Origin of the sequence: Acinetobacter sp. BMW17 (assembly GCF_001592855.1) — a bacterium.
Lineage (GTDB): Bacteria > Pseudomonadota > Gammaproteobacteria > Pseudomonadales > Moraxellaceae > Acinetobacter > Acinetobacter johnsonii.
On the sequence record NZ_LSOD01000027.1, the window covers coordinates 1 to 18,218 of the forward strand.

Genomic DNA, 18,218 nt, shown 5'->3' on the forward strand with positions numbered 1-18,218 from the left:
ATTTCATTCAAAGATTATGCCTGAATGTTTAAGATTCTTCGGTACAAATAATCAGCAATAGATAGGTCGTTTTTTGATTTATGAAAGAGATCTAGTGATTTTGGTAAAATATGATCTATATCCCAATATCTACCATGCTGAGATGGGATCTGATGCTTACAATAGAAACATACATTATTGGTTTCTGTTAAATAATGAGCGCGAATTAAGCTTTTAAGCTCTAGAATTTCTTTACATTCCTTATTCCAAAATGTGTGATCTTCTTTATCATAAGTATTAATATATTCATCAAATTTTGAAGGAATAACAAATATCTTCATTATTCTGCCTCAAGATCTAATAAAACTTCAACTAAGGATTTTACTTTATCTTTCTCTTGGAATTTTTCTTCATAATACAGTTTTTTAATTAATTCCTTTGTGTGAATTTCATCTTCATTTAAAGCTACATTAGTATTTAATTTATTAAGGATAATAAGTATTTTTCTTAATAAATATTCATTATTATTCCCTGGGGCACTAAATACTTCTGTTAATTGAAAATCAGCAGATCGGTTAATAATTTCTTTAGAACTTTTTAATTCTTTGGAGTTTAATTTTAGTACAAAAGAATTTTCACTGTTAATATTTGATATTATTTGAGGAGAGTGAGTCGCAATAAAAAATTGGCAGTCAGTATACCTGTTACTTAGTATCTCAATTAATTTAATTATTTCTGTTTGCCATTCTGGGTGAAGATTCAATTCAGGTTCATCGATACATACTAAGCTACCATTTTCAATCGATGATATTAATGCTAGTCCTAAAGTTAGAATAGATAGTTGCCCTGAACTTAATGATGTTAAAGGTAGTTTTTTATTTTCATGAGGGTATGAGATTTTAGTAATGGATAATAATTTGAGTTGTAATAATTCTATAGTTTCTTTTTTTAATGAGAATATATTTTCTATAGAAATGATGAAATTATCTTCTTTACATAATTTATCTATCTTTAGTTCTGATCCATTTTTATTTTCTTCTAAGTATTTTTTTAATTTTTTAAAATGAGAAGATTTTGTTATTTTGAATTCAATAGAATCGGGAAGATTTAAGAATTTAGAAATAATATTCCAATCATTAGCTTTCATTTCTTGATTTTTATTAGAGGTTATAAAAATTTCAAATAGTTGAAATATATGTAAGGAGCTAATGTTGCTCTTTATCGAAAAATCTATTTCATTTTTTTCAATGTAATTTTCTATTATTTTTTTATATTTGTCTAAGTCTTTATGATATTTATCTTGACCGAATACAAAATCTGCTGGATTTGTAGAAAATTTAATATAATTTTTGTGAATTTTCCAAGGTGTGGGAAGTTTGTTAAAATGTGCTGAAGAAAAGCCAATGATTTTAGAAAAATTATAATCTTCTTTACTAGCTAACATAATTATTTTATTGAGTAGTCTACTTTTCCCTGAATTGTTTGAGCCAATTATAATTGTAAATGAATTTTTATTGGAATTTAGATTTTCTATTGGATAAAGTGAAATTTTATGATGATCTAAATCGGTTTCTATAATTTTTTTCATATTAAACAATAAAGGGCTGAATAATCAGCCCTTTATATTACAGATTAAATTGTAGTCTTTAAAGCATTAAAGCGCTGCAATCTGTTCCATATTCGCTTTAATCTTCGCTAACTGGTCAGCAAACTCAGCCAATTTCACTTTTTCTCCTTCAACCACAGCCGCAGGTGCTTTGGCTACAAAACCTTCATTCGAAAGTTTGCCTGCAATGACGTCATGTTGCTTTTGCACTTTGTCTAAGTCTTTCTGTAAACGCCCCAATTCTGCTTTCGGGTCAATTAAACCTTTCATTGGAACAAAGACAGACGCATGTCCAACCACAGAAGAAGAAGACAATGGCGGTTGCTCACCGTCAGCCAAGAACGTAATGCTTTCTACTTTTGCCAATGCTTTAAACAAGGCTTCGATACGTGTGATCTGTGCTTTCTCAGCTTCTGTCGTGTTTTGTAGCAATACTGGTAATAAACGCGCATTACCTAAGCCCATTTCACCACGGATGTTACGTACTGCACCAATCAAACCTTGAAGCCATTGCATATCTGCTTCAGCTTGTTCGTTTACACGCTCAGGGTTGGCAACAGGGTACTGCGCCAGCATGATGGTTTCGCCAGAAATACCAAGTTTCGGTGCAAGTGTCTGCCAAATTTCTTCAGTCAAATACGGCATGATTGGGTGTGCAAGACGTAAAGACGCTTCCATCACCGCAAGAAGTACACGACGAACTTCAGCTTTACGCTCAACCGATACATTTTCATCGTTCAGAACAGGTTTGGTCAGCTCTACATACCAGTCACAGTATTCATTCCAAATGAACTCGTAAATCGCTTGTGCAGCCAAGTCTAAACGATAAGTTGCAAAGGCTTGTTGTACCGCAGCTTCTGCTTTTTGCAGACGACTCACGATCCACTGTTCAGGCAATTCCCAAAGGTCTTGACGAACTTCAGTACCAATCACTTGTTCTTCACAATTCATCATCACGAAACGGGTTGCGTTCCAGATTTTGTTGGCAAAGTTACGGTAGCCTTCAACACGTTTCATATCGAACTTGATGTCACGCCCCGTATTCGCAAGCGCACAGAAGGTGAAACGCACCGCGTCCGTACCATAGGCTTGAATGCCTTCTGGGAACTCTTTACGGGTTGATTTTTCAATCTTCGCCGCTTGTTTTGGGTTCATCAGACCTGTAGTACGTTTTTGTACCAAAGTCTCAAGGTCTACACCGTCAATCAAATCGAGTGGGTCAAGCACGTTGCCTTTCGACTTCGACATTTTTTGACCTTCGCCATCACGGACTAAACCGTGAACGTATACCGTTTTAAACGGTACTTGTGGCGTACCATCTTCATTCTTCATGAAGTGCATCGTAAACATAATCATACGAGCAACCCAGAAGAAGATGATGTCAAAACCAGTCACCAATACATCAGTTGGGTGGAAGGTATTGAGGAAATAGTTTTCCGCATCTTTCTTGGCATCGCCAGTCCAACCCAAAGTTGAGAAGGTCCAAAGCGCAGAAGAGAACCATGTATCCAGTACGTCTTCATCTTGGCTAAGCGCAACATCAGCAGGGATGTTATTTTTGGCACGGACTTCCGCTTCGTCACGACCGACATAGATGTTGCCTTCAGCATCGTACCAAGCTGGGATACGGTGACCCCACCAAAGTTGACGAGAGATACACCAGTCTTGAATGTTGTTCATCCACGCCATGTACATGTTGCTGTACTGCTCAGGAACAAACTTGATACGTCCATCTTGAACCGCTTCAATGGCAGGTTGTGCCAATGGTGCAATTTTTACATACCATTGATCTGTCAATAATGGTTCAACAATTACGCCTGAACGGTCACCGCGAGGTGGTTTCAAGGTGTAGGGTTGAATTTGATCTAACCAGCCTTCAGCTTCCGCTTGCTCAACCAGTTTCTTACGTGCTTCAAAACGCTCTAAACCGATGTAATCTGCAGGTGCAGGGATGGTTTTAGAAATTTGCTCACCCGCTTTCGCGATGTATTCAAATTCAGCCAATACTTCTGCATTTTTATTGAAGATATTGATGATTGGCAATTCACAACGCTTACCGACTTCATAGTCGTTAAAGTCGTGCGCAGGCGTGATTTTCACACAGCCTGTACCGAATTCTTTATCCACATATTCATCTTTAACGATTGGAACAGCACGACCTGTAATTGGTAGAATAATGTTCTGACCTACAAGGTGCGTATAGCGTTCATCATCTAGTGCCACAGCAACAGCAGTATCACCCAACAATGTTTCAGGACGTGTGGTTGCGACAACGATGTGGTCTTTGCCATCATGGGTACGTAGATTTTTATCTTCAAAGAAATATTTGAAGTGCCACAGGGAACCTGCTTCTTCTTTATCCGACTCAACTTCTAAGTCAGAAAGCGCGGTTTGTAGTTTCGGGTCCCAGTTTACTAGGCGTTTTCCACGGTAAATCAAACCGTCTTCGTGCAGTTTAACGAACACTTCTTTTACGGCATTCGATAGACCTTCATCCATGGTGAAGCGTTCACGCGACCAATCGACTGATGAACCTAAACGACGGATTTGACGGGTGATGGTGTCGCCTGATTGCTCTTTCCATTCCCAGATTTTTTCGATGAATTTTTCACGGCCAAGGTCATGGCGGCTGACACCTTGAGCACCCAATTGACGTTCAACCACCATTTGCGTGGCAATACCCGCATGGTCTGTACCCGGTTGCCATAAGGTATTTTTACCTGACATACGGTTGTAGCGTGTTAAGGCATCCATAATGGCATTGTTAAAACCATGACCCATGTGCAAGCTACCGGTGACGTTTGGCGGCGGAATCATGATACAAAATGACTCACCTTTTTCAGAGGGCTTGAAATAGCCACGCTCTTCCCAAGTTTGGTACCATTTTTTCTCGATCTCGGTCGGATCGTAAGTTGTAGCGATATTTTGCGCTGAATCAGTCATAGTTCAAACAGTTCAAAAGTAGATAAAAAATTGCATCTATTGTAGCAAAGAAATCGCAAATGGGGGCATGTAAAGCAAATGCGTTGATCTAGCAATTGCGACATGATGCAGAGCGCTTTATGATGTGTCTAAACCTAGAGTGCGCTTTGTTCGCAGTAAAAATCAAAAAAAGGGGGGATCACGATGACTTATCAAATATCATTAAAATTAAAACCTGAAACTCACCAACGCTTTGCCCACATTCATCAACAGCTTAATGCCGGCGAAAGCCAAAGTCTTGCCAAACCTTTGGGTGAGGTTTTAGCGGATATTTCATGTGAAGTGATTGATCAAGTCTTTGGCGATCTTGCGCGCTTGTCTACCTCAGGCGATGGGGAGTCTGAGAAAATTATTCAGCACATTGTGGAAACTATGCGTAAGTACATGCCGTGGTCCGTGTCTTTTTTTTCAAATGACCGTCTAATTCCAATGGTGAATTATCTAGAGCAAAGGATGTATGACACCGAGAGCATACATTTTTTAAGTTACCCAGTAGAAAAAACCTTAGTTACCGAACTTTTGGGTTGTGCGGAACAGATGGAAAAGGGCAATAACAGTTATGTTGCTCCAGCTTTGAAGGTATTTACGCAAATTGTCGATCAAGGGGTGACCAGTCTGGTCCGTGAACCTAAAAAAATGCTTAAATTTAATCTGGTGGTCGATAAAACACTAAATGGGGTGATTAACTTGACGACCCAGTTGGGCTATAAACGTTTTGATAAGTTAGGGCGTATCTATGATGCGCAGATGATGAGACAATATTTCGATCATTTCCTGACTTTTTTAAATGATCAATCTGCAAATAAAACTTCGGTATGAGGCAATAAGGACATGGCACAGTTAAACAGTTTAGACGCTAAGGTGGTGTGGATTACGGGGGCATCTTCAGGGTTAGGAGAAGCACTGGCTAAAGAATGTGCTTTACAGGGTGCTGAGGTGGTCCTCACGGCAAGACGTTTTGACGAACTCGAAAAAGTTCGTGTCGGGCTGCTCAATCCAGATCAACATATTTCCATTTGTGCCGACATTACCGATGAAGCTCAAGTTCGTCATGCCTATGAGCAAGTGCTACAGAAAAAAGGTCGAATTGATTGGTTGATTAATAATGCGGGTTTAAGCCAACGTGCCTTGATTACTGACACCAGCATGCAGACTGAACGTGCGATTATGGAAGTGGATTATTTCTCACAAGTGTTTTTAACCAAAACCGTTCTGCCGACATTTTTAGCGCAAAAATCTGGCCGTATTGCTTTTGTTTCGAGTGTTGCGGGGTTGTTGGGGACGCAGTACCGTGCCAGCTATTCAGCAGCCAAGGCTGCCATTCATATGTGGGCAAATAGCCTGCGTGCCGAAGTGGCCAATGAGGGTGTGGACGTATCGGTGATTTTCCCAGGCTTTGTTAAAACCAATGTCTCGTTTAATGCTTTAAATGGCGAAGGTAAACCGCAGGGTCATCAAGACGAAGCGATTGAAAATGGTTTAGAACCCGATATTTTTGCGCAAACGGTGGTGAGTGCTTTGCTTAAAGGTGAAGAATACATCGTAATCGGTGGACGTAAGGAGAAAATGGGGGTTCTGGTGTCTCGTTTATCGCCTACAACGTTGTATAAAATGATTCGTAAGATGAAAGTGAAGTAAATTTAAAAAGGCAGGAGGAACGTCACTTCCACCTGCCTTTTTGGGGATGTTGTTCCCATATTCCCTATACTTTGATAGGGGAGATAGAGTTGTACTACTTACTGATTTTATTTAAATAGTTTAAAAACAATTCCGCATTTTTCCCACGCACTTGCCAAGACAAACAGCGCACACCGCCGCCCATATGACAGACATTAGAAGACTGTATTGGGACAAGAGTACGTTTGGTTACGCTACGAATTTGTTGTAAAGCGACAGTATCCTCTTTAATCCCAAATTGCGGGAAGTAAATCCGTTCATGCGTCACCAGCATATTGGTGTATAGGCCACATGCAGAACCAAATTTTTCATCGTAGATTTCGCTGCCATCATAAGGGGTGATGATTTCACGAATTTTAACATTGGGAATGCCGCGCTTTAAATCGGCTTTGAGTTGCTTGGCATAGTCGGGATCTTCAGGGTAAGAGTTAATCACCAAGGTGTTTTGATCGACAAAGCTGACCACACCATCGGCATGTTCCAAGCCACCTTGTTCATCGGCTTCAATGAATGCAATCTGCTTTGCACCTGTTAAAGCCATTAATTTCTTACGGGCTTCACTTTCGGTGAGCTTGTTATCCGCTAGGAATTTGGTGCTGAGGACGACATTGCCATAACCATCTTCCACCCAGTTTCCGCCATCATTCAATAGTTTGCTTTGCGTAAACTGTAAGCCAGCCTTTTGGCTGTAGTATTTAAACTCGTCTTGCACTTCATCTGAAATGGCCTGACCTTTTTTAGCGCCACCTTGTCCTGCCGCCGTGTAGCGGAACATGATGGGTTGAGCTGGGTTGAGCTGGGTTGGCGCTGGTGAAGTCGCGCATCCAAATGTCATGCATCGGTGCGATTGCCACATGCTTGTTGCCCAAAGCTTTTACATAGTCGGGGTAGAGGCCCTTGTCCGTCAGAACAACGACATTATCTCCATTTTTAATAATTTTTTTTGCATAATCGACGTGAAAATCAAAAATATCATCAATCATTTTTGCATAGTACGCATCATTACTTTGAGGCGATGCCAGTATAATTAATTCAGCTTTGGCTACAAGTGGAATCATGCTGAGTACAGCCATACTTATTTTCAGTGCTAAAGATTTCATTATCTGTGACCTATTTACAGTGTAGGTAATGTCCATTTTTATTGTGTTCAGTGTAGAGAATTATGCTCTAGTGAGCAATCTACCATCCGAATGTACGATAGAAGGTGAGCGAGCATGAGCTATTTTGAACGCTCATGCTGTTTGAGTTTAGTGAATGGATGATTGGTCAATAGTCGCTGTTTAAGGATTTTGAATGGCAGTCCCATAAGCAAAGACTTCGACTATACCGCCTTGCATGCCCATTTCTGTGGTCGCCAGTCGCATACAAGCAATATGCATTGCGCCGTGTTTTTCCGCTTCAAGTTTGAGTCGGACGATGGCTTCACGACGGGCGCGATCGACGACACTTTCATAGCTGGTGAGTCTCCCACCAAAAAAGTTTTGTACGGTCGCCAATACATATTTGAAATAATCATGAGAAATCACAACATTGCTACTGATCATGTGCCCAGACTGTTCGAAGCTTACTTTGCGTAAATTACCCACGGTAATGTAGGCAAGACGCTTCTCATTCTGTTCAAGCTCCGCCAAATGTTTACGTTCATTGTAGCGACCAAAGCCAAAACCGACGCTAAAGAGCACCGCAAAGATCAGCAGTTGGAAAACTAAACTTTCCATTGCTTAGGCCTGTGTTGGAAATGGATCGGGGAGATGGTTGTCTAACGGTGTGACACGGACTGCAGTGCCATAAACAAATAACTCAGATGCACCTTGGGCAATATTTGAGGTTGAAAAACGAATACCTACAATGGCATTGGCCCCTAAGCCTTGTGCTTTTGCAATCATACGATTCATGGCTTCTTGGCGTGATTCTTCTAAAAGCTCGGTATAGGCAGTGAGTTCACCACCGACAATATTTTTTAACCCTGCCAAAAAGTCGCGCCCGACATGTTTACTTCGAACCGTACTGCCATAGACCACATCCAGTTGTTGAGAAATGGTATGTCCAGGAACAGACTCAAGGTTACTTAAAAGCATAATGTTCAATATTCAAATGATTTGATTATCTTTGAAGATAGGAAAAAGCCCAGCAAAAAGCAATAAAAAAGCCCACCGAAGTGAGCTTTTGATGTTGCAAACCTTAGTTTGCTGTTTTGTTGTATTTCACATCTGAAGATGAAGGCTGTTTCACCACTTGATCCGTCGTGTTGGCTTTTACACCGCCACCGAGGGTTTTATACACTTCAACTTGGTTGTTTAAGTTTGCTTGTTCAAGCAATAACAACCCTTGTTCCGCTGAGTACGATGTACGCTGTGCATCAAGTACAGTCAGGTAGTTATCGATACCTGCACGGAAGCGAGCAGTTGAAAGTTTATAAGTGGTGTTGGTTGCATCTACCAGACGACGTTGCGCTGCTAGACGGTCACCAATATTTTCACGTACTGCCAAGGCATCATTCACTTCACGGAAAGCGGTTTGAATGGTTTTTTCATAATCTGACAACGCAATTTTTTGGTCAGTTTCTGAAATCTTCACATTGGCACGACGTGTGCCCCAGTCAAAGATTGGAATATCCAAGCTTGGGCCAAGTGACCATACAAAGGCACCTGATTTAAACAAATCGCTTAAATCTGTCGATGCATAACCGGCTGTACCCGTTAAGCTGATGGTTGGGTACAACTGTGCTTTTGCCGCACCAATGTTGGCACCCGCAGCAGACAATTGATATTCCGCAGCACGGACATCAGGACGGTTATTCAACAAGTCGCTTGGTAAGCCTGCTGTCAACGCCGTACTTTGAGTAATGCGTTTCACAGGTTGAGGAGACAATAAGTTTGCAGGAACAGGCTGACCCACCAACAGGTTGAGCAAGTTCTGAGCTTGTGCAAGTTGAGTCTTGTAGTTCGCAACGTCATTACGCGCGGTTTCAACCGAAATTTGCGCTTGACGTACAGGGACTTCGCTGTCGATACCTACATCAAAACGTTTTTTGTTTAGATTGTACGACTCAAGCTGTGCTTTTAAGGTTTGGTCTGCCAGTTTTAAGTTGGCATTGGCAAACGAATAGCTCAGCCATGCTTGCGCAACCTGACCAATCAACGAAATTTGTGTTGCATCACGTGCACTTTGAGTTGCCAAATAGCTGTCTAAAGCATTGTCTTTTAAGCTACGAACACGACCCCAAAAGTCTAACTCATAAGCAGTTACGCCAAGGCCAACATTATAGGTTGTCATGGGTTTGTTGCTGCTGAGTGTATCTTGGCGAAGAACACTACCACTTGCACCAATGGTTGGTAGTTGGTTGTTTTCGCTAATTTGATACGCTTGCTGAGCACGTTGAATATTTAAAGTCGCCGTACGGAGGTCACGGTTATTGGCTAATGCTAACTCGATGACTTGGACTAAACGCTGATCAGCAAAAAAGTCTTTATAGCCTTGTTCTGCAACAGAAGGACCTGTCGTTGAACCAATATATCCTGTTGGGATATCCGCTTGAGCGACGGGTTCTGGACCACGCATGCTTTGACATGCAGTCAAAGCAAGCGCAAGTGCAGATACCGCAATGCTACGACCTGAAATAGACCATACTTTTTGCATCACGATGTTTGCTCCTGATTATTTTGTTTCTTAGGTTTGTATTTGAAAATACTACGAATCCAAACAAAGAATACTGGAATGAAGAAAATACCCAACAGTGTAGAAGTAATTACACCACCAAGGACACCAAAGCCTACTGAGTGTTGGCTACCTGCACCAGCACCTGTTGAAAGGGCAAGCGGAAGGACACCAAAACCGAAAGCAAGGGTGGTCATGATAATTGGGCGTAAACGCATTTTTGCAGCATGAAGGGTTGCATCAAACAAGTCTTCACCTTGTTCTTGCAACTCTTTTGCAAACTCTACGATCAAGATCGCATTTTTCGCAGAAAGACCAATTACGGCAACAATTGCAACTTGGAAGTAGATGTTAAACGATAAGTTTGGATCGCCCTTAATGATCATACCTAACCATGTCAATGCAAATGCACCAAGAATACCGAGTGGTACAACTAGTAATACTGAAACAGGGATAGACCAACTTTCATACAATGCGGCAAGACATAAGAAGACGATAAGCATTGAAAGAACAAGCAGCGGAGCTGTTTGATTGCCCGAATCACGTTCTTCTAAAGATAAGCCTGTCCATTCATAGTCGAAACCTTGTAAGCCCATAGATGGTAACTTACCAATAATTTCTTCCATCGCGAGCATTGCATCACCTGAACTTACGCCCGGTGCTGGAGTCCCTTGAATGTTTACAGAAGATACACCGTTATAACGCTCTAGACGTGGTGAACCATAAGTCCATTCGCCTGTTGCAAATGCTGAGAAAGGAACCATTGTGCCGCTACTATTACGTACATACCACTTGTTCAAGTCTTCAGGCATCATACGTGCATTTGCTTCGCCTTGCACATAGACTTTTTTCACACGACCACGGTCTACGAAGTCATTAATATATGAACCACCCCAAGCCATGCTCATGGTTGTATTGATATCCGCAATACTGACACCCATTGCGCCTGCTTGTGCTTGGTCAATACTAATTTGATACTGAGGTGTATCTTCTTGACCATTTGGACGCACACCTGTAAGGCGTTTATCCTGTGCTGCCATACCTAAAATCGCATTACGTGCAGCAATCAGTTTTTCATGACCTTGACCACTCGCATCTTTTAATTGGATGTCAAAACCAGCAGATACACCTAATTCAGGCATTGCAGGTAACTGTAATGGCATGATGTAAGATGCGTCTTTCACAATCATATTCAATGCCATACCACGTTGGATGATGGCACCAATTTGCGACTCAGGTGTCGTACGCTCACTCCAGTCCTTCAGCTTGATAAAGGCAAGACCTGCGTTTTGACCAACACCTGTGAATGAGAAACCAGAAACAGTAAAGATAGACTCTACATGTTCTTTTTCTTTATTCATGAAATAGTCTGTCATTGTGGTGATGACTTTATCGGTACGTTCAAGGCTTGCACTTGGTGGAAGCTGAACTAAAGTCATGACGACGCCTTGGTCTTCGTCAGGCAAGAATGAGGATGGTAAAGCTTTATATAGGCCAACTAAGCCTGCAAGCACCAGTAGATAAACCACACCAGAAAATACTTTATGATGGGTCATACGGTTGACACCACCTTGGTATTTTACGGATAGCTTTTCAAAGCTGCTGTTAAACCAACGGAAGAAACGCGCAAAAATATTATTACTTTCTGCTTTATTCGGATCGTGTTGTTTTAACAAGGTTGCACACAGGGCAGGGGTGAAGGTTAATGCCACGATCAGTGACAAAATCATTGCGGTAACTAGCGTAATCGAGAACTGACGGTAAATAACACCGGTTGTACCTGCAAAGAATGCCATCGGTACAAATACCGCAGTTAATACACTGGTAATACCGACCAAGGCACCAGAAATCTGTTGCATTGATTTTTCGGTCGCAGCTACAGGGTCGAGGTGTTCTTCTTGCATTACCCGTTCGACGTTTTCCACCACAACAATCGCATCATCGACCAGAAGACCAATCGCTAAGACCATCGCAAACATGGTGAGCGTGTTGATTGAGAAACCGAAGATGTTAATGACAGCAAATGTGCCCAATACAACCACTGGAACAGCCAATGTTGGGATAATCGTGGCACGCCAGTTCTGTAAGAATAAGAACATGACAATGAACACCAACACGACAGCTTCAATCAACGTGTGTACAACACTTTCAATCGACAGCTTAATAAACGGTGTGGTGTCATAAGCCAGTTGATCTTTTAAACCATTTGGGTAGTTTTTACGAAGTTCACTGAGGCGCTTTTCTACAGCCGCTGCTGTATCTAGTGCATTTGCACCAGTTGCCAGTTTAATCGCAACACCGCCAGCAGCCTTACCATTAAATTTAGAGTCGAACTGATAGTTATCTGACCCGAGTTCAACACGCGCAACATCACCCAAGCGAACCTGAGCACCTGAAGCTGTATTTTTTAGAAAAATATTTCTAAATTGTTCAGGGGTTTGCAACATGCTTTGAGCATTCACTGTTGCGTTCAGCACTTGACCTTGCACAGATGGTGCACCGCCTAACTGACCTACCGCCACTTGTGAGTTTTGCGCATTAATGGCAGTTGCAACATCACTTGGAGTAATTTGTAAACTGGTCATTTTCGCTGGATCAAGCCAAATACGCATCGCGTATGAACCACCAAAAACTTGGACTTCACCCACACCTGCAACACGGCTCAGCGGTTCAGAAATGTTTGAGTTTACATAGTCTTTAATGTCGGCAGCAGATAAGCTTCCATCTGGAGAGTAAAATGCAAGAACTTGCATAAAGCTCGCACCAGACTTGGTGACTTTTAGACCTTGACGTTGTACATCTTCAGGTAAAAGCGCCGTTGCCGATTGTAGTTTATTCTGTACTTGAACTTGAGCAATATCAGGATCGATGCCTTGTTCAAAGTTTAAGTTAATAGACGCTTGACCGTTACCCGCACTGTTTGAAGAGATATAACGTAGACCATCCAGACCATTCATTTGTTGTTCAATGATCTGAGTGACTGTGTTTTCAACAGTCTGTGCAGAAGCACCCGGATAAGTTGCAGAGATTGTCACCGAGGGCGGTGAAATCGTCGGATATTGGGCAACCGGCATTTTTGTCAGCGTGATAATACCCGCCAACATAATCACCAGTGCAATCACCCACGCAAAAATGGGGCGATGAATAAAAAATTGAGCCATTCAGTCTACCCCTTATGCATTTGAAGTAGCTTTTTGTTCAGTTTTCGCACCAGTTTCTGTCTTTTTAGCATCCGTTGTTGGAGCTTGAGGTGCTGCTGCTTGAGGTTGATACGGTTTCGCAACAACTTTCTGTTCAGCTTTAACTTTCGCTATTCCGTCAACAATAACTTTTTCACCTGTTTTAAGGCCTTCAGTCACAATCCAGTCTTGGCCTTGAATACCAACTGTGGTGATTTGACGAGGCTCTACTACGCCTTTGTCATTCACAATCATTGCCATCGCTTGACCTGTTGGTGTGCGAGTCACCGCAATTTGCGGCACTAACATCGCATTTGGGATTACGCCTTGAACGATTTGTGCATTGGCAAACATACCAGGAAGCAACAAGTGATTCGGGTTCGGGAACACCGCACGAATCGTCACAGTCCCTGTATCTGGATTGACACTAGCATCAGAGAACGCTAAACGACCTTCGACTGGATAGTCACTGCCATCTGCAAGTTTCAGCTTCACACGCGTGTTGTTACTGCTGTCTAAGCTACCTTTACTCAATTGTTGACGTAAACGAAGAAGTTCAGAACTCGATTGGTTGATATCAACATAGATCGGGTCTAAACGTTGAATTGTCACCAATGGCTCTGTTTGGTTTGCAGTCACCAAAGCACCTGCAGTAACTGTAGAGCGGTTGGTTTGACCTGAAATTGGTGAGCGGATGGTTGAATAACCTAAGTCCACTTCAGCATTTTTAACTTGAGCACGTGCTGCTGCCACTTGTGCCTCAGCTACATTTACTTGACCCACTAAGTCGTCATAGTCTTGTTTTGCAACAGCGTTGCTTGAAACCAGTTGCTGATAACGATTCAGTTTGGTTCTGAGTGTGCTTAAATTCGCTTCTTGTTGTAATAATGCTGCTTTGGCATTATCAAATGTTGCGCGATTGGTACGAGAATCAAGTTCATAAAGTGCCTGGCCTTCACGTACATAACTGCCTTCCGCAAACAAACGTTTTAGAATGATCCCACTCGTTTGTGGGCGAACTTCAGAGATTTCAAATGCCGTGGTTCTGCCAGATAACTCTACAGATTGTTCTACATTTTGCGGTTGTGCAACAATGACACCGACTTCAGTAGGTGGCATTTGTTGAGAAGCGCCAGCTTGCTGCGCATCCTTTGGATCTTTGCTACAACCAACAAGTGCAATACTCGTTGCTAATGCGCAAGCGGTAAGGGCTGGGGCCCAAAGCTTTGCCGACATCATTGTTCCACCTCGATTAGATTCTTATCTAAAAATAATGTGTATTTAATTGGGTATATCTGCCACACAAGATGTAAAGCAGTGAAATCCAGATAATACTAATGCTCCAACCTGCGAGAACGTCGGATGGGAAGTGTACTCCAAGATAGACTCTTGAAATTCCCATCATCAGCATCCATAAAAGAGCAATGCATACAACATAACGATGTGCAGGAAATGGTCGACTTAAGAAAATGGCAAGACACGCCAAAGTGGCAGCATACATACTGTGCGCACTCGGAAAGGAAGCACCATAGCTCGTCACTAGGTGAAACATTTCTGGTGGGCGTGGTCTTGAAATTAGAAATTTAAGTAGCCAAGCAGAAGCAATACTTCCAACAACGCCTAAACCAATAAAAACAACATCTCTATACTTTTTATACCATGCACGATGGAAACACCATAGAGTGGTTAGAAATAATACAAACGGCATGCCACCGAGTGCCGATAAAAGTATTGCAAGTTTATCTATAGGCTCAGTTCTTAATGTGCTGAAATATTCGACCATCGCCAGATCTAAAGCGGTGAGTGGTTGAATGCTTAGAGCTAATGCACTGATTATAAATAAAATAATACCGATAAAAAGCAACAAGTAAGGCATGCTGGAACTCGTGTCATTTCAACCGATTTAAGCGCGGTTATTTACTGGGTTAAAGTGTACTCATCAGTACACTTTAATTCAAGTGTTGATTAATCATGTATAAAATTTTGTTCACAGTGTAACAAGAGCTCAAAATGGGTACAAAATCATTTTGTATGGTGTTTTGTATTGTTCGAACTTTCATCAACTTCAAGAGGCACTTTTGGTGGCCAAAAGAAGTCACTTGGTCGCGTTAGAAAATGGGTTAAAACCAATTTTGCTAACGGTTTCCACTGTTCAAAACGTACCCGACGTGCGCGTAAAGCCACAATAATCGTGAGGGTAAAACTGACAAATAAGTTCGTCAGGCCAATAGCGAGTACCCCGAGGAAAGATACAATAATCAAGCCAATCTCAGGACTACCATTAATATTCATCAGGCCTTGAATGAAGTTTGCTGAAGCAAAGGCAATATGGCGAATATCTAGGGGTAAACCCAAAATATAACCAATGGTTCCCATACTTCCTAACATAATCCCGAACAGAAAATTACCCGCCAACGCACCTAAGTTGCGTTCTATATAGCCTGCAAATTTGTCGAGTCTTTCTTGTCCCATGATGGTTTTGAGGCGAGGGTGTGCTTTTAAGCGTGGGCCGACTTTGCGATAAACCGCCATATTGTCAAAATAGCCTGCCAAAAGTCCCGATAAAAACAAACAGACGCCAGCAATGGCGGCATGCGGAATGGCCAAAGAGGTAAAAGGGTTTAAGTCATGTAAGACTTTCGCTGCTTTTGCATGGTTGAGTAACGGTTCATGCATGCCAGTTGCCCATGCCCACGTAATAAATGCGGCAACAGGGATGGCAATTGAGATATTGCCTAAAATAGCAATAAACTGCGTGCGAATAATGTTAATAATCAGCGCCGCCAATTCAGCAATTTGTGCTGTTTTTGAACCTTTACGCTGTTGTACTGTTGCCGCGAGTGCCGCCGCGGTCATCGCTGGTTGTTTGGTTGCCACAGTAAAGTGCAACACATGAATCAACATAAACCCTAATGAGTAGTTCATGCTGTAAACAAAGGCTTGCATGAGCGGTGCCATGATCATCCGTGCGGACAAGATTTTCAGGGTGGCCATGGTTGCAATAATGACACCCGCACCCGCTGCGGATTTATACATGGCTAAAAAGCCTTGCTTGTCTGTACTTACATAGTGTTCGCCCGTTTTACTGGCATTTTCAGTCACCTGTAAAGCAATCAATTCACTATTGGTCGTCAGTAAAGAGCGCACACTCCGTTCACTATAAATCGCAGCGGTAATATCGACTAAGAGCAAGCTCACCGCTTCATAGTGTGCTTCGCCTTCTTCTACAATTAAATTGAGCAACAATTCGACACGGTCTAAGCATTGCTCAAGTAAGGAAATCAGATAGGTTAAACTGACACTAACCCCAATGCGTTTGGTCGCACGGCGAATTTTTAATACTACATCACGACACTGCTCAATCATGACCAGTGCTTGAGAGGCATCGGGTGGGGCAACCACACTCGAGGTTTCTGCTTCTTGATGTGCCTTTTTATACTGTTGAATGAATTCAACAATTTCGCGGTTCTGCACTAAAAAAGGCGATTCATATTCGGTCAGTTCAGGATGCGCATTAATAAACTCTGGATATAAACCAATACCACTAATCCGATAAGACAGCACCGTAATGGCTTTAATCACTTCACTGCGAATTTTGACTTTTTCTTTTTGATTGGCATGTCCGTGATTGAGCAGGTTCAGCAGTTGTAGCCAGTCACTGTCCCGGATGTTATCGAGCCAATATTTATCACTTCGGTTGGGGAAAACGCGACGGACTAAATCTTGTAGTTGAGTTTCGTCATTAATCAGCGGGAGAAAATGTGCCCCTAAACGCTGCGACAATTGGTTCCAAAACCCATCTAAAGACAAGATGCCTGTGTCGGCATAAAGACTGGTTTGTTTATATTGGGAAATAAGCCGCAGCACAAAGCTTTGTAAGGTCGATGCGGCATCGGGTGTGATGAGTAATGCTTGAATGAGCGCTTGAAATTTTTGATGGATTTCATCGGTTTGATACGCATCTATTGGACGAATACGCTCCACCAACTCAATTAAAAGTTGATCATTTAAAACAGCTTGAGGTTGCTCAAGCTGTTGCTGCATTTGAGAGAACAGATCATTAAATTTTATATGCATAGGCAAGTTAAAAACATTTTAAAGCATCATTTGTTATTGAATTCGATGTAAAGCCAGTTGGGTTAAATTGACCAGTGCTTGACGATATTGGCTGTCAGGTAAAGCCTGTAATGCTTGAAGTGCGGCTTCGGTTTCTTCATGCGCCCGTTGTCGACAGTAATCTAGTGCGCCAGAACTGTTTACGATAGCAATGACTTGATCAAGATCTGTTGTTCCACCTGTCGCAATACTTCGACGAACAATGTCATGTTCTTCACCCGTTGTATTTTTCAATGCTGAGATTAACGGCAAAGTCGGTTTACCTTCCATTAAATCATCGCCAATATTTTTACCTAATGTTTCAGCATCTGAGGTGTAATCTAAAATATCATCAATGATTTGAAAGGCATTGCCAAAGTGGCCTGCAAATAAACGTAGTGGTTTACGGTACTGCGGTGTCCCAGAAAGAATGGCAGCCCCTTCAGTTGCCAGTTCAAATAAACGTGACGTTTTACCGTGAATAATATCTAAATACGTTTGTTCTGTGGTTTCAGGTTGGTGCTGTGCTTGAAGTTGTAGCACTTCGCCTTCGGCAATTTCACAAGTCCCTGTAGAAAAATCTTTGAGTAAGGTCATATCACCGAGATCGACCAATAAATCAAAGGCACGTGAAATTAGAAAGTCACCCACCAGTACAGCGGTCTGATTGTTCCAAGTTGCATTGGCCGTTGGGCGACCACGACGTAAGCCAGATTCATCGACCACATCATCATGGACTAAGGTTGCGGTATGCAGCATTTCAATGATTGCAGCAAGTTTACGCTGGCGTTCTAGGTCTTCTGCACCACAGGCTTTGGCAGCCAATAAACACATAATGGGACGCATGCGTTTACCACCTGCTTCAACCACATGTTTACTCACCGCCATGACCAATGCCACTTTAGAGGTAATGCCTTCATTAATAAATGTGTCCATCGTGGCAAAGTCTTGAGCTACAGGGGCGAGAATATCTTGCTTAAAGTCGATGGTCATTTGAAGAGCGGCCTCATCTATATAAAGTGATAAAAATCAGCATTACCAGT

General features: G+C 42.0%; 13 protein-coding genes and 1 pseudogene. 2 read left to right on the top strand and 12 right to left on the bottom strand.

From position 1 onward, the window contains the following. Nucleotides 1–14 precede the first annotated feature (14 nt). The 3 genes from AXW61_RS07880 to AXW61_RS07890 all read right to left on the bottom strand — a co-directional run bounded on the left by AXW61_RS07880 (nt 15) and on the right by AXW61_RS07890 (nt 4,528). A complete protein-coding gene (locus AXW61_RS07880; RefSeq protein WP_062033938.1) occupies nt 15–320 on the bottom strand; it encodes an HNH endonuclease domain-containing protein in 306 nt (101 codons plus the stop codon). Next, nucleotides 320–1,567 (bottom strand): ATP-binding protein, encoded by a 1,248-nt coding sequence (locus tag AXW61_RS07885; protein ID WP_062033939.1) that lies wholly within the window; start codon nt 1,565–1,567, stop codon nt 320–322. The genes AXW61_RS07880 and AXW61_RS07885 overlap by 1 nt, the downstream gene beginning before the upstream one ends. Before the next feature lie 66 nt (nt 1,568–1,633). Next, nucleotides 1,634–4,528, bottom strand: coding sequence for a valine--tRNA ligase (locus AXW61_RS07890; protein ID WP_062033940.1), 2,895 nt, complete (start codon nt 4,526–4,528; stop codon nt 1,634–1,636). A gap of 183 nt (nt 4,529–4,711) precedes the next feature. Between AXW61_RS07890 and AXW61_RS07895 the strand changes: the two genes are divergently transcribed. Both AXW61_RS07895 and AXW61_RS07900 read left to right on the top strand, forming a co-directional pair. Further along, nucleotides 4,712–5,386: a hypothetical protein gene (locus tag AXW61_RS07895; RefSeq protein WP_062033941.1), complete on the top strand. Its 675-nt coding sequence runs from the start codon at nt 4,712–4,714 to the stop codon at nt 5,384–5,386. Between the two features lie 12 nt (nt 5,387–5,398). Continuing rightward, a complete protein-coding gene (locus AXW61_RS07900) occupies nt 5,399–6,205 on the top strand; it encodes an SDR family NAD(P)-dependent oxidoreductase (protein ID WP_062033942.1) in 807 nt (268 codons plus the stop codon). Nucleotides 6,206–6,299: 94 nt separating this feature from the next. On the opposite strand, the pseudogene AXW61_RS07905 reads toward AXW61_RS07900, so the two are convergent. The 9 genes and pseudogenes from AXW61_RS07905 to sdsA form a co-directional block, all read right to left on the bottom strand. Beyond that, nucleotides 6,300–7,344: pseudogene (locus tag AXW61_RS07905) on the bottom strand (agmatine deiminase family protein). Between the two features lie 180 nt (nt 7,345–7,524). Continuing rightward, nucleotides 7,525–7,962 (bottom strand): heavy metal-binding domain-containing protein, encoded by a 438-nt coding sequence (locus tag AXW61_RS07910; protein ID WP_062033943.1) that lies wholly within the window; start codon nt 7,960–7,962, stop codon nt 7,525–7,527. Nucleotides 7,963–7,965: 3 nt separating this feature from the next. Then, nucleotides 7,966–8,322 carry a YbjQ family protein gene (locus AXW61_RS07915; RefSeq protein ID WP_010327337.1) on the bottom strand — a complete coding sequence of 119 codons (357 nt, stop codon included), beginning with the start codon at nt 8,320–8,322 and terminating at the stop codon, nt 7,966–7,968. Nucleotides 8,323–8,425: 103 nt separating this feature from the next. After that, the gene (gene adeK, locus AXW61_RS07920) at nt 8,426–9,883 is read right to left on the bottom strand and encodes a multidrug efflux RND transporter AdeIJK outer membrane channel subunit AdeK (protein WP_004695429.1); all 1,458 of its coding nucleotides are present in this window, start codon (nt 9,881–9,883) and stop codon (nt 8,426–8,428) included. After that, the gene (gene adeJ / locus AXW61_RS07925; RefSeq protein WP_062033944.1) at nt 9,883–13,062 is read right to left on the bottom strand and encodes a multidrug efflux RND transporter permease subunit AdeJ; all 3,180 of its coding nucleotides are present in this window, start codon (nt 13,060–13,062) and stop codon (nt 9,883–9,885) included. The genes adeK and adeJ overlap by 1 nt, the downstream gene beginning before the upstream one ends. A 12-nt stretch (nt 13,063–13,074) precedes the next feature. Further along, nucleotides 13,075–14,319, bottom strand: coding sequence for an efflux RND transporter periplasmic adaptor subunit (locus AXW61_RS07930; RefSeq protein ID WP_062033945.1), 1,245 nt, complete (start codon nt 14,317–14,319; stop codon nt 13,075–13,077). A 25-nt stretch (nt 14,320–14,344) separates the two neighbouring features. Further along, entirely contained in the window at nt 14,345–14,956 is a 612-nt protein-coding gene (locus tag AXW61_RS07935) for a phosphatase PAP2 family protein (protein WP_062033946.1), read from the bottom strand. Between the two features lie 146 nt (nt 14,957–15,102). Beyond that, on the bottom strand, nt 15,103–17,157 hold the full coding sequence (locus AXW61_RS07940) for a site-specific recombinase (protein ID WP_029575090.1): 2,055 nt from the start codon (nt 17,155–17,157) through the stop codon (nt 15,103–15,105). Between the two features lie 33 nt (nt 17,158–17,190). Beyond that, nucleotides 17,191–18,168 (bottom strand): All-trans-nonaprenyl-diphosphate synthase, encoded by a 978-nt coding sequence (sdsA, locus tag AXW61_RS07945; RefSeq protein WP_062033947.1) that lies wholly within the window; start codon nt 18,166–18,168, stop codon nt 17,191–17,193. Between the last annotated feature and the right edge of the window lie 50 nt (nt 18,169–18,218).

What these genes read in the sequence shown, in the direction of transcription:
- AXW61_RS07880 (WP_062033938.1), bottom strand. Translation starts at nt 320, where the DNA reads ATGAAGATATTTGTTATTCCTTCAAAATTTGATGAATATATTAATACT.
- AXW61_RS07885 (WP_062033939.1), bottom strand. Translation starts at nt 1,567, where the DNA reads ATGAAAAAAATTATAGAAACCGATTTAGATCATCATAAAATTTCACTT.
- AXW61_RS07890 (WP_062033940.1), bottom strand. Translation starts at nt 4,528, where the DNA reads ATGACTGATTCAGCGCAAAATATCGCTACAACTTACGATCCGACCGAG.
- AXW61_RS07895 (WP_062033941.1), top strand. Translation starts at nt 4,712, where the DNA reads ATGACTTATCAAATATCATTAAAATTAAAACCTGAAACTCACCAACGC.
- AXW61_RS07900 (WP_062033942.1), top strand. Translation starts at nt 5,399, where the DNA reads ATGGCACAGTTAAACAGTTTAGACGCTAAGGTGGTGTGGATTACGGGG.
- AXW61_RS07910 (WP_062033943.1), bottom strand. Translation starts at nt 7,962, where the DNA reads ATGGAAAGTTTAGTTTTCCAACTGCTGATCTTTGCGGTGCTCTTTAGC.
- AXW61_RS07915 (WP_010327337.1), bottom strand. Translation starts at nt 8,322, where the DNA reads ATGCTTTTAAGTAACCTTGAGTCTGTTCCTGGACATACCATTTCTCAA.
- adeK (WP_004695429.1), bottom strand. Translation starts at nt 9,883, where the DNA reads ATGCAAAAAGTATGGTCTATTTCAGGTCGTAGCATTGCGGTATCTGCA.
- adeJ (WP_062033944.1), bottom strand. Translation starts at nt 13,062, where the DNA reads ATGGCTCAATTTTTTATTCATCGCCCCATTTTTGCGTGGGTGATTGCA.
- AXW61_RS07930 (WP_062033945.1), bottom strand. Translation starts at nt 14,319, where the DNA reads ATGATGTCGGCAAAGCTTTGGGCCCCAGCCCTTACCGCTTGCGCATTA.
- AXW61_RS07935 (WP_062033946.1), bottom strand. Translation starts at nt 14,956, where the DNA reads ATGCCTTACTTGTTGCTTTTTATCGGTATTATTTTATTTATAATCAGT.
- AXW61_RS07940 (WP_029575090.1), bottom strand. Translation starts at nt 17,157, where the DNA reads ATGCATATAAAATTTAATGATCTGTTCTCTCAAATGCAGCAACAGCTT.
- sdsA (WP_062033947.1), bottom strand. Translation starts at nt 18,168, where the DNA reads ATGACCATCGACTTTAAGCAAGATATTCTCGCCCCTGTAGCTCAAGAC.